At 64.8% G+C, this 11,121-nt stretch carries 13 protein-coding genes and 1 pseudogene; 10 read left to right on the top strand and 4 right to left on the bottom strand.

Annotation, left to right across the window (positions count from 1 at the left end; translation table 11 throughout):
- Positions 1 to 376: 376 nt before the first annotated feature.
- The 3 genes from NQU54_RS47365 to NQU54_RS47355 are packed head-to-tail and all read right to left on the bottom strand — an operon-like array spanning position 377 to position 2,754.
- A complete protein-coding gene (locus NQU54_RS47365) occupies positions 377 to 1,171 on the bottom strand; it encodes a MerR family transcriptional regulator (protein ID WP_257636455.1) in 795 nt (264 codons plus the stop codon).
- A gap of 15 nt (positions 1,172 to 1,186) precedes the next feature.
- The gene (locus tag NQU54_RS47360; RefSeq protein ID WP_257636454.1) at positions 1,187 to 1,948 is read right to left on the bottom strand and encodes an ABC transporter permease; all 762 of its coding nucleotides are present in this window, start codon (positions 1,946 to 1,948) and stop codon (positions 1,187 to 1,189) included.
- Positions 1,945 to 2,754 (bottom strand): ABC transporter ATP-binding protein, encoded by an 810-nt coding sequence (locus NQU54_RS47355; protein WP_257636453.1) that lies wholly within the window; start codon positions 2,752 to 2,754, stop codon positions 1,945 to 1,947. The genes NQU54_RS47360 and NQU54_RS47355 overlap by 4 nt, the downstream gene beginning before the upstream one ends.
- Positions 2,755 to 3,029: 275 nt before the next feature.
- On the opposite strand from NQU54_RS47355, the gene NQU54_RS47350 reads away from it, so the two are divergent.
- From NQU54_RS47350 to NQU54_RS47340, 3 genes are all read left to right on the top strand, one after another.
- Positions 3,030 to 3,170, top strand: a complete 141-nt coding sequence (locus tag NQU54_RS47350) for a DUF4524 domain-containing protein (RefSeq protein WP_257636452.1) — start codon at positions 3,030 to 3,032, stop codon at positions 3,168 to 3,170.
- Between the two features lie 343 nt (positions 3,171 to 3,513).
- The gene (locus NQU54_RS47345) at positions 3,514 to 3,780 is read left to right on the top strand and encodes a hypothetical protein (protein WP_257636451.1); all 267 of its coding nucleotides are present in this window, start codon (positions 3,514 to 3,516) and stop codon (positions 3,778 to 3,780) included.
- Positions 3,780 to 4,178 (top strand): PIN domain-containing protein, encoded by a 399-nt coding sequence (locus NQU54_RS47340; protein WP_257636450.1) that lies wholly within the window; start codon positions 3,780 to 3,782, stop codon positions 4,176 to 4,178. Before NQU54_RS47345 ends, NQU54_RS47340 begins: the two co-directional genes overlap by 1 nt.
- A gap of 99 nt (positions 4,179 to 4,277) precedes the next feature.
- On the opposite strand, the gene NQU54_RS47335 is transcribed toward NQU54_RS47340, so the two are convergent.
- A complete protein-coding gene (locus tag NQU54_RS47335; RefSeq protein WP_257636449.1) occupies positions 4,278 to 4,415 on the bottom strand; it encodes a hypothetical protein in 138 nt (45 codons plus the stop codon).
- A 602-nt stretch (positions 4,416 to 5,017) separates the two neighbouring features.
- Between NQU54_RS47335 and NQU54_RS47330 the strand changes: the two genes are divergently transcribed.
- The 7 genes and pseudogenes from NQU54_RS47330 to NQU54_RS47300 form a co-directional block, all read left to right on the top strand.
- Entirely contained in the window at positions 5,018 to 5,521 is a 504-nt protein-coding gene (locus NQU54_RS47330) for a nucleoside 2-deoxyribosyltransferase (RefSeq protein ID WP_257636448.1), read from the top strand.
- A 57-nt stretch (positions 5,522 to 5,578) separates the two neighbouring features.
- Complete coding sequence (locus tag NQU54_RS47325) at positions 5,579 to 6,460, top strand: beta/alpha barrel domain-containing protein (protein WP_257636456.1); 882 nt, start codon at positions 5,579 to 5,581, stop codon at positions 6,458 to 6,460.
- A complete protein-coding gene (locus NQU54_RS47320) occupies positions 6,457 to 7,275 on the top strand; it encodes a creatininase family protein (RefSeq protein ID WP_257636447.1) in 819 nt (272 codons plus the stop codon). The genes NQU54_RS47325 and NQU54_RS47320 overlap by 4 nt, the downstream gene beginning before the upstream one ends.
- Positions 7,256 to 7,642: an ectoine synthase gene (locus NQU54_RS47315; RefSeq protein ID WP_257636446.1), complete on the top strand. Its 387-nt coding sequence runs from the start codon at positions 7,256 to 7,258 to the stop codon at positions 7,640 to 7,642. The genes NQU54_RS47320 and NQU54_RS47315 overlap by 20 nt, the downstream gene beginning before the upstream one ends.
- 54 nt (positions 7,643 to 7,696) lie before the next feature.
- Positions 7,697 to 9,064, top strand: coding sequence for an ATP-grasp domain-containing protein (locus tag NQU54_RS47310; RefSeq protein WP_257636445.1), 1,368 nt, complete (start codon positions 7,697 to 7,699; stop codon positions 9,062 to 9,064).
- A gap of 11 nt (positions 9,065 to 9,075) precedes the next feature.
- Complete coding sequence (locus tag NQU54_RS47305) at positions 9,076 to 10,644, top strand: MFS transporter (protein ID WP_257636444.1); 1,569 nt, start codon at positions 9,076 to 9,078, stop codon at positions 10,642 to 10,644.
- A gap of 30 nt (positions 10,645 to 10,674) precedes the next feature.
- Positions 10,675 to 10,992, top strand: a pseudogene (locus NQU54_RS47300) (nucleotidyl transferase AbiEii/AbiGii toxin family protein); the annotation flags it as partial.
- Between the last annotated feature and the right edge of the window lie 129 nt (positions 10,993 to 11,121).

Raw genomic sequence — 11,121 nt, 5'->3', positions numbered from 1 at the left:
TCGCCAGCAGGCGGCTGACAGCGGAGCCGATACGTCGCCCAGCGCGACCGCTGTCCCCATGGGGAAACGTGACTACGGAATTAACTGACGCCAAACCCACTTGAGGTGGGGAATTCCATGACCGTCGACAACCCCAGGGGGTGGGGAATTCCCCCGACAGACCCCCTGGGGAATATCGCCGTCGTCGACATGAGGCCCGCGAGACCGAAGATCCCGTCCGCCTCGTCCGTGTCTTCGGAATCTCCATCACCACTGCCATGAAGTACATCCACGCTGCCCACCCCCACCGCGCCGGCCCTGTTCCTCACTGAGGCAGACGGCCGCCCCCGGGGAGCACGTGCCCCAAATAGCGTCACTCCAGGGCGCTGACCTGCCTTCACGATGGCGGCAGGTCAGTGTTGAGTCTGTCGGCAGGCACTCGCTCGATGCGGGTCCAGCCCCTCCAGCCCCGCTCCTCCAGGATCGCCAACAGCCGCGCGGCGTGCGGTGAGGACTCGACCATGGTTGAGTCCAGCAGGTCGACGAACTGATCGTCGATGCCGTCATCGGCACCCACCTCGCCGGCCTCCACAGCGCGAACCATCAAGCGCTCCATGATGTCGGCGACCTCGACGATCCGCGGGTCGTCGGCCGGCCAGTCGAGTGCCCCGCTGAGAAGGCTGTAGAGCTTCACCATGTCGGGGTCGTCCAGCTCCTCGTGCTTCTTGGCGATCACGGAGTCGATCGAATGCGGCACCTGGGCGGCGATCATGATCCAGGCGTCCCGCTCCATCTCGATGTACCGCTCCTCAACGCCGAGACCGCGCAGCCGGTCGAGGTAGTCCACAACGCTCTGCGGAAGCGCCAGGTGCTCTCCGGCGGCGAGCCTGGCGAGTCGGCCGCGAGTGTCCTGCAGCCGCCGGATCTCGGCACGCAGGGCCTTGTCGATCTCCTGGACGCCGTCGGCGAACTCCTCCGGGCCGGCGGCGAGGAGTTCCTGCACGCGGGCCAGCGGCACGCCGGCGTCTGCGAGGGTGCGGATCCGGATCAGTCGCACGACCGCGCCAGCGTCGTAGGTCCGGTATCCGGACCGGTCGCGCTCGGGCTCCGGCAACAACCCGATCCGGTGGTAGTGACGTACCGCCCGCACCGTCACCCCGGCGTACGCCGCAAGCTGGCTGATGGTGAGCATGGGTCTCAGCCTGCCTCAGGCGATCTTCCGGCGATAGGCAGCCATCGCGAAGATGTACGCCACGACGAGGATGCCGACGCACCATGCGAGGGCGGTCCAGATGTCGTCACCGACCGGCTGCTGGGCGAACAGGTTGCGGATCGTGTTGACGATCGACGTCACCGGCTGATGTTCGGCGAACCAGCGCACCGGGCCGGGCATCGTCTTTGTGGGCACGAACGCCGAACTGACGAACGGCAGGAAGATAAGGGGGTAGGCAAACGCGCCGGCGCCCTCGACCGACGACGCAGAAAGCCCGGGGATCACGGCGAGCCAGGTCAGCGCCAGAGTGAACAGGAGCAGGATGCCGGCGATCGCGAGCCATGCAGACACTCCTGCCCCTGAGCGGAAGCCCATGAGCACAGCGACGCCCACGACGAGCACGAGCGCGATCAGGTTGGCGACCAGGGAGGTGACGACGTGGGCCCACAGCACACCCGACCGCGCGATCGGCATGGACTGGAATCGTTCGAAGATCCCGCTCTTCACATCGGTGAACAGCCGGTACGCGGTGTAGGAGATGCCTGAGGCGATGGTCATGAGCAGGATGCCGGGCAGCATGTAGTTCACGTACGGAACCGACCCGGTATCGATGGCGCCGCCGAACACGTAGACGAACATCAGCATCATGGCGACCGGCGTGATGGCGGTCGTGATGATGGTGTCCATGCTGCGTGTGACATGGCGCAGGGTCCGCCCCGTGAGCGCGACAGTGTCGTTGAAGAAGTACGCGGTCATCCTCGTCCCCCAGTTGTCGTGCCAGTGACGTCGCTCTTGTCGATGCCCCCGATGACTGCGAGAAAGATCTCCTCGAGAGTCGGCTGCTTCTCGACGTACTCGACCTTGGCGGGCGGGAAGAGCTGCTTCAGCTCGGCGAGGGTGCCGTTCACGATGATCCGACCCTGGTGGAGAATCGCGATCCGGTCGGCCAGCTGCTCGGCCTCGTCCAGGTACTGCGTGGTGAGCAGCACCGTCGTTCCATGGCCAGCGAGCTCCTTGACCGCCTCCCACACCTCGATGCGCGCCTCGGGGTCAAGACCGGCCGTCGGCTCGTCCAGGAAAATCATCGGCGAATTCCCGATGAGGCTCATCGCGATGTCCAGTCGGCGGCGCATCCCACCCGAATACGTGGACACTCGCCGCGCGCCCGCCTCGCTCAGCGAAAAGCGCCTCAGCAGGTCATCCGCGATCGCGCCAGGGTTCTTGAGGTGGCGCAGCCTGGCGACCAGGGCGAGGTTCTCCCGACCGCTGAGGATCTCGTCGACGGCCGCGAACTGCCCGGTGAGGCTGATGGACTCCCGCACGTTCGCCGGTTGCGTGGCAACGTCGAAGCCATTGACGCTCGCCGCCCCCGCGTCGGCCTTCAGGAGCGTGGCGAGGATCCTCACGGTCGTGGTCTTGCCCGCCCCGTTGGAACCGAGCAGGGCAAAGATGCTGCTCGGCGCCACGTCGAAGTCCACACCGCGCAGCACTTCGAGCTGCCCGTACGACTTCTCCAGTCCCTGCACGCGAATCGCCGGACCGGCGATCGATTGGGCTGTCATGGTCATCTGCCTCCTTCGCGGAGCTGTTCCAGGCGACCGCCCGGAAGCTCTTCCCGGAAGGATGGAGGGTTGACCCAGCGTCAAGGTCAAGCGCGGCCCGACCACGGCACCCAATCGCCGACCGGCCAGACACACCGCAGCGATGACGACCGCTCGCCTCGAGCTCGTTCGGCCGCGAACCCGCCATACTCATAGCTGTCGGTGAACCACTCACGCGTCGGTTCCTGCGACTCACCGGTCAGAATTCAACGAACCCGCCTGCTTCCCCGGGTGGCATGGTTGACCCGGGAGAGACGGCCCCGGCCGGCTCCCTCGAGCAGTTGGAAGCAGCGGTCACCGCAGCCGGGCGCACCCTCTACGCCGCGCACCGCCCGCTGCTGCTGCGCGCCCTCGAATACCTCAACCAGCAGACGTGACCCTCCGGTCCGCGTGGACACATACGATCAGCTGCTATGAGCATCACGCGCCGGCCGCTCGGCCACGGGCCCAGCCGCAACCTTCTCCTGCCGTCGCCCAGCTCGAGGCCGGCGGCGCCCGCCGGATGAGCGCAGCCGAAGCTGATATCGATGCGGCGCCGCTGTACCGGCCTGGCGGGCTGGAGCACCTCGCTCAACTACGCACGCGTGGTGTGCTCGGCTCGCCGGACCGGCCCGCCTGACTGTGGTGTGCGGCGGGGTGCGGGCGGGCGGCCGGGAGGCCCCGGCGACTCCTCCGGCCTGCGGGCTGCGCTCGCTCCTCTACTTGCAGTAGAGTCAGGGTATGGCAGACGAAACGAGCATCAAGGTGAGCTCGGCCGCGCGTGACCGGCTCGCCGTTCTGGCGGCCGAGGGCAACACGACGATCCGGCAACTGGTCGAGGATCTCGCCGAGGGCCGACCGACCCAGGCCGAGTACGCGGAACGCGCCGCGCAGGCCCGCGCCGAGCTCGCCTCCGCACTGGGCAGCGTGCCCAGCGAGGAGGCCGAGGCGAAAGCCCGCGGTCTCCTGGAGCGCCTTGCCGCCGGCCAGGGCTCGGCGGCCGCATAGTGGGGCCGATCGCGGTCGTCCTGGACCACACGACCGCCGCCGCCCTCCACGACCCCAAGGATCCGTACAACGAGGCTGTCGCCGCGTTCTACGTCCAGGCATCCGGGGGCCTGGGCACCCTCTACGCCCCCGTGCTCTCCCTGACGGCCGGCGACAGCGAGCAGTCCGGCCTCCTCCCCTATATCCACGGGCTGCGGTTCATCACGATCGAGCCCTTCGACACAGAAGCCGCGCTCACCGCCGCTGCGTTGCTGCATGCCGGGTACTCCTGGGCGGTCGTCCATGCCATCCACGCCGCCCGCCCCTCCGCCGACTTCCCTGCCGGGCGCTTCCTGCTCACCCTGACGCCCGACCTGTACGAAGGGGCCGGAGTCCAGGCGGTCCACCCCGACCAGTAGCAGGCCGCTCCTGCCGGGCGTGGAGCGGTAGAGCGGCTTGTTGGAAGAAAAACCGGTCGCGCGAAGGCCACCCGGAAGATTCCGGGTGGCCTTCGCGCTTCATGCTGCTGGGGTGGTCGCTGCTGCTGTACGGGCAGCGGACAGTCGGTTGTCGATCGTCACCACGACCGGGTCCCCTTCTGCGTGGACCGCTCGGCTCAGCACCTTCGCCGTCTCGGCGTAGACCTGCGAAGCCATGGCCCAGTCGGCGTAGGCGACCGCGGTTCTTCCATCGGCGCCAATGTCAGCCGCACGCGGTCTGCAGTTACTCCTGCGGTCTCTGTCTGCTGCACTCTCGAATAGAACTGTTGACTTTTGGGCCGATGCATTATTACCCGTCAAGGGCGCAGTCCAAGACATCCTGCCATTCCCCGAAAAAGGAAAACAGTCACGCTCCGTGCATCAATGGGTAGAGCCTAGAGGTCCTTAGTTAGCTTTAATCGAGATATGTGCATTATTCTCTGTTTGGGTGTTTTGTAACTATATCTAGGCATTTATGATCTCCATTCACTCCTGTATGCGATGCTGGACGGGCTGGCGAAGGTGGGCTTGATTCCCCTTTTCGTGGTTGCCTCCTCGAGCTTCGCCTTTTTATGGTCTCTTTGCCGTCGATTGAAGGTTCGGGCGGCTCACCGAAGATGCGATTGGGTGATGCGTTTCCTAGGGTTCTGAGCCTCCAATTTGCCATGCCGATTGGCATGTAGGAGATTTTTTGCGCCTGGAATCAATTTCTGCATGAAGGTAAATTTCGCAGAGGGGTGGGGACCATGTTCGGTGGCGGTTCTGGAGTTCTCGCGGACGTGGATGTGTTCGTCGGCGGCCCGATTCAGCATGCCATTCTTCCGGACGGCTTCGTTGGTCAGTTGCGTGACGCCATATCTACAGCGATCTGGCATGTGGAGGAGAACGGCGGGAATGTCTTCTCCGCGCATGTGGCGGAGAAATTCGGCGTGGAGACTGCGTCATTCACTCCGGATCAGGTATCCGTTCGGGATTTCCGGTGGATGACGAAGTGCGATGTCTTCGTGCCGGTCCTTCCGGTTCTCCCGGATGGCACGTTGCTGCGTACCGACGGGACTCATGTGGAGCTGGGATGGGCCAGTGCTCTTGGGCGGCCTGTGGTGATGATCACCAAGCAGCCGTTTGTAGAATCAGCGAGTCATCTGCTCAAGGGGCTGCATCAGGTGGGCGACATTCAGGTCATTGACTTCGATGAATTCAGCAAGGATCCGCAGTGCCTGATCAACCGTATTCTGGCAGCCACCGAAAGAGCGCGGCAAGTCCTGAAGATAGGTATCTCCTGAGGATCCGTCCGCTCGTTCGCTGCACCATTACCTGGAGGGAGATTTCCCTTGTCGCGCGTGGACGTTCTTGGGCTGACGCTCGAGAACCCCGTGATCGTGGGTTCGGGGCTGCTCACCGATCAAGAGCGTAACATCCGAAAACTACTGGCCAGCGGCGCTGGCGCGGCCGTCACCAAGACGATTCACCCGAACCCGCCCAAGGATCTGAATGAAAGGATCATCCGCCTTGAGACCGGCCTGATCAATAGCACGACGTACTCTAAGAGACCTGTCGCCTTCTGGCTGGGAGTGCTCCAGGCATTCGCGACCGATGAACTGCCAGTCATCGCGTCGTTGCACGCCGACAGCCCTGCTCAGCTGGCTGATCTCGCCGAGCAAGTCGAACGCACCGGCTGCCGAGCCTTGGAATTGGGCATCTCGTGCCTGAACGAAGGGGACGGACTCCAGGACACGCCCGAGCGCGTCCATGCGTACGCTGCGGCGGTTCGGAGTCGGACGTCGCTGCCCTTCTCGGTGAAGCTGGCCGCAGGCGAAGGACTGGAGGACCGGGCCACCGCAGCCGCCGATGCCGGCGCCGACGCAATCACGCTCAGCGATACCTTGCCTGCCGTCGTGGTGTCCCCGGCCAGCGGTGAACCGGAACTCGGCGGCATGTTCGGCTACTCGGGTCCCGGCATCAAACCCTTGGTACTCGCAGCCGTGTGGCGACTGCGGCAACTTGGATTCGCCCTGCCGATTCTCGGCAGCGGCGGTGTCGCAAGCGGCCGTGACGTCGTGGACTACCTCAGCATGGGTGCTGTCGCCGTCCAGGTCTATACCGCGCTGCACACGGACATGTACGACACGCTGGAGCGGATCGTACGGGATACGGCAGAACTTGGCGGGCACCGCCCTGTGGGAACGGGGCAGCGGGCTTCCCAGCATCTGGAGGCGTTATGACGCCGCGGTCGAAGGGGCACAGGCTCGCTGATCTTTCCAGTGCCCAGGTTCTCGAGCAGCTTCGGGGCCGGAACGTGGTGTGGCCGATCGGGGCGACCGAACAGCATGGTCCGCATCTGCCGCTGTCGGTCGATACGGTGATCGCGGAGGAGTTCGCCCGGCAGATCGCTTATGAACTGGACGGGTTCACGGCCCCGTCGCAGTCTTTAGCAGCCCGGTCGCTGCCACAAAGTGGAGGCGGGCTCGCCTTCCCCGGCACCCTGCATGTCAGCGGTGAGACGCTCATCTGCTTCCTGAAGGAAGCGGCCCGATCGCTGATGCGGCTGCCCTTTGAACGGCTCATCGTGGTCAACGGTCACTTCGAAAACGAGCCGTTCATCTTCGAGGCGTTCGACAGCCTGTGCCAGGAAGGCACTGCTGCGGGCAAGGAGATCATCGCCTTCAGCTGGTGGAGTCTGGTCGAGGACTCATGGCTACGAGACGAAGTCGCCGAATTTCCCGGCTGGCACGCCGAGCATGCCGGGCTCACCGAGACCAGCATGATGCTGTACCTGCGTCCCGACCTGGTAGCCGATGCGCGGCCCGACCACGACCGTCCACCGCGAGCCGGCATCTATCTGCATCCGGTAGACGCGGACAGCGCTACCAACAGCGGGGTCCTGTCCTCGACTTCTGGTTCCAGCGCGGAACTGGGAGAGAAGCTCTTTTGGCACGTAGTCGCCCAGTCGATCTCTCTGATCCGCGAAGGCGAGGGATTGCTCCGGAAGAACGACGTTTCAATCCCAAGGGGGGACGATGTACGTCAGGAAGCTTGAGGACATCAAAGGGACCGACCGCGACATCAACTGGGGTAACGGAAAAAGCTATCGCCTGCTCATTGAATCCGACGGTATCGGGTACAGCATCTGCCACACCGTCGTCAAGGCAAGAACCGTTTCCCTGCTGCAGTATCAAAATCATCTGGAAGCCTGCTACTGCATAGCAGGAGAGGGGGAAGTGGAGGACATGTCAGGTAACGTCTTCCCCATCCGGCCCGGTGACCTGTATGTCCTCGACCAACACGACCGCCACTACCTTCGCGGCGGACGCAACGCAGACCTCGTACTGCTCAGCGTATTCAATCCGCCGCTGAAGGGGATGGAACGTCATGACCTGACCGAATCCGGAGCGTCAACCTACTGAGGACCATCTCCTCGTGGGCTCACCGTCACCTGCCGTATTCCTGGGATCAGGAGAGTGACCGTGCAACCGTCTTTACCTCATCCTTCGGCTGCTCTCAAGGGCGGGAGCGGAGAGATTCCGACCCTGTGTGTCTCCAACGCGGTTGACACTCTGCGTGGAATAGCTCAGAGGGCTCCCGAAGTCGAGGCAGAAGCGATCATTTCTTCCTGCTTCGCCCAGCAAGATCAAGCAATCTTCTGGCGCCCTGTTGAAAAGCTCATCATCACCTCCACACCGATCACCGGCCTCGACTGGCAGACAGAATTTCTGGGTCTCCAGGGAATCCAGAACGACAGTCCACGCTCATCATCCGGATCTCTGTTCGCTGATATCCTGTATGACCTCCGGCTGATGGCCCGCATCGCGCGGCACGCAGGCGAGGGACGACAATTAAGACTCATTCCGCATACGACGACGTCCGACCTCTGGGCCTTCGCCGCCGCTATGCGACGTAACTTCGACGTCACCGTCGAGTTACCGGAGAGCAGCGAGGACCAAAGACTGCGAGATCTGCTCGACACCAAAAGCGGCCTGCGGGACCTCGCGGTCGGGGCCGGCCTTGCCAACGGCCCGTGCCGTGTCGCCCAAGGGGAACATTGCAGGAACACACAGCAGGTGGTCACCGCGGTGGCGGAGATGCAGGCAGCGGGGCGCTCCTGCATCGTGAAGGCGGACAAGGGTGAGGCGAGCGTCGGACTGCTGCTCTTCCAGCCGGGCGACAGTGAGGACAAGATCGTCCGGGCGCTGGAAGGGAGCCCCTTCTACGGGGACGATCTCATCGTCGTCGAGGAGTACATCACGGGAGAGGGCGTTGTCTTTCCATCCGTGGAGTACATCGTTCCGGACACCGACAGCGCACCGTACCTGACGCACGCCTGCGAAATGCTGTTCGATAGCCCCACACAGTTGATGGGGAACGTCACCTCAAGGTCACTGGCCAACCAGGCATGGCACCGGCACCTCCTGGCGGGCGGGCAGGCCATCGCCGAGGAGCTCCAACGGCGTGGGTACCGGGGGCACTTCGGGATCGACGCTGTCGCCCGGGCTGATGGCGAGGTCTTCATGCTGGACCTCAACGCCCGGCGTACCGGTTCCACCCACCTGCATGACTTCGGCCTGCAGTTCTTCGGTCCCGAGTACCTGACGTCGTGGGCTGTCGGAAACTTCGACTTCCCGGGACTGCCCGAAGGGCTGACGGTGAAGGAAGTGGTCAGCCTGCTGGGGCCCTTGGTCCGCTCTCCGCCGCACGCGAGGAGCGGGGTCGTGCCGTGTGAACTGTCCGGTCTCGCCAAGGGACGGTTCGGCACAGTGATCTATGCGTCATCGATGGCAGAGTTCCATCACCTGGTCCGTCAGGTCCACGAGAGAATCCAGCAAGGTTAAGGTTAGAGCACATGAGCTCAGACGACAGGGCCGTTCACAGCAGGCGCTGGCTGATCCTGGCAACGGTGGCAGGGTGTTTTCTCCCGGTGGCGGCGGACGCGACAATCCTCAACGTCGCCGTGCCGTCGCTGACGGAGACACTGGGAGCCTCGGCCCGGGAACTGCTGTGGATCGTGGACATCTATCCCCTCGTGATGGTGGGGCTGGTGCTGGTCACCGGCCCTCTGGGAGACCGGGTGGGGCACCAGCGGCTGCTCCTGACCGGGCTCGGGGTCTTCGGAGTGTCCTCCGCACTGTCCGCCCTGGCCACGGCCCCCGCCGCGCTGATCGCCGGGCGCGCCGCACTGGCAGTCGGCGCGTCGATGATCATCCCCGCCACCCTGGCCATCATCCGGCAGGTCTTCCACGACCCCCGTGAACGGGCCTTCGCCATCGGTGTCTGGAGCGCGATCGCCGCGAGCGGAGCCGCCGTGGGGCCGGTGGCCGGCGGCCTGGTCCTCGCGCACTACTGGTGGGGCGCCGTCTTCCTGATCAACATTCCCCTTGTCGCGGCCGCGCTCTTCCTCGTGTTCTCGCTGCTCACCAACCAGGTACCCGAGGACAAGGACCCCTTGGAAGCCACTTCCCCCGTTCTTGCGGTAGTGGGGACCGTCGGCATCGTGTACGCGGTGAAATCGGCTGCGCACGAGGGCTCGGCGCCCATCGAGACATGGGTGCCCGGAGTGATCGGACTCGTCGCCGCTACATTCTTCCTGCGACGCCAACTCCGCTCCGAACAGCCCATGCTTGACCTCGCCCTCTTCCGCGAGCAGCACTTCCGCATCGGTGTGATGGCGGCAACCCTCCCGGTCTTCGTGCTCGTCGGCTTCGAACTCCAACTGGCCCAGCATCTGCAGTTCGTGATCGGGAAGTCCCCCTGGGAAGCGGGCATCTTCCTGCTCCCCATGCCAATCGCCGCGTTCGCCGCCGCACCTCTGGCCGGCCTTCTCTCCTCCCGGCACGGAGTGTCGGTCATCATCCCCGCCGGACTCGGGCTGGCAGCCCTCGGATACGTCGGCATCGCCATATCGGCCGACAGCAGCGCCTCACTCGCTCTCACCGGCTGTCTGATCCTGATCGGCACAGGCCACGGAGGAGTCCAGGCCGTGGCTTCTGATGCCATCATGACCGGCGCCCCGCCGAACCGGGCCGGAGCGGCGGCCTCGATCGAATCGGTGTCGTACGAAGTGGGAGCCGGGCTCGGCATCGCGCTGCTGGGCAGCCTCATGGCCGCTGTGTACAGCCACACCTTCGCCCTGCCACCCACTACTGAGGCAGCCGTCCCGGACAAGGCGACGGACTCCATCGGGGAGGCTGTTTCCCTTGCCCACAAGGCCCAGACCGATGTGGGTCAGGCCATCACCGTCGCCGCCAAGGAGGCATTTATTCACGCCTACCGTGTCACAGCGATTAGCGCCGCGGTCATCGTCGCCGTCACCGCGGTGGTAATCGCCCTCATCCTCAAGCGGAGCGCCCCTGGCCATGGAGAAGAAGAACAGGTCAGCCACCGATCTGACCCCATGCCTGATAGCCGTCGCTGACCCGCGTCAAAGTGCCGCATTTTCACCTGAAAAGAAGCCTTCTGGCGGCCACCCACGGCTACCGAGTACGGCCCCGTCCTCGCTCTCGACGACGTCATCGGCACCAAGGTGCGAGCTCTGGCGGACCGCGGAGCCGTCCGCGACCTTATCGACGTCCACGCCGCCTCCCGCCACCACGCCACAGCCGCCCTCGAAACACTCGGCCGCCGCCACGCCCGGGACGAGTCCTGCCTCGAGGACCTCCAAGCCCGCCTGGCCGGCGCCGAGTGGTACGAGGACGAGGAATTCACCGACTACGCCCTCACCGAGGCGGACACCGCCACCCTGCGGGCGTGGGCCTGGGCGGAAAGGGGTCGACCGCCCGCCATCCGCCGTGGCCCTCGCACAGCAGCGGCCCGTCCAGGCCCTCTTCACAGTCCTCGCTGTCGCATCCGCTGCATGCCCCGCGGTCCTCGCACCATCTGGGCCCGATGGCTT

The organism is Streptomyces malaysiensis subsp. samsunensis (assembly GCF_024519315.1).
Taxonomy (GTDB): Bacteria; Actinomycetota; Actinomycetes; order Streptomycetales; family Streptomycetaceae; genus Streptomyces; species Streptomyces malaysiensis.
This window is presented reverse-complemented; position numbering and strand designations above follow the sequence as displayed.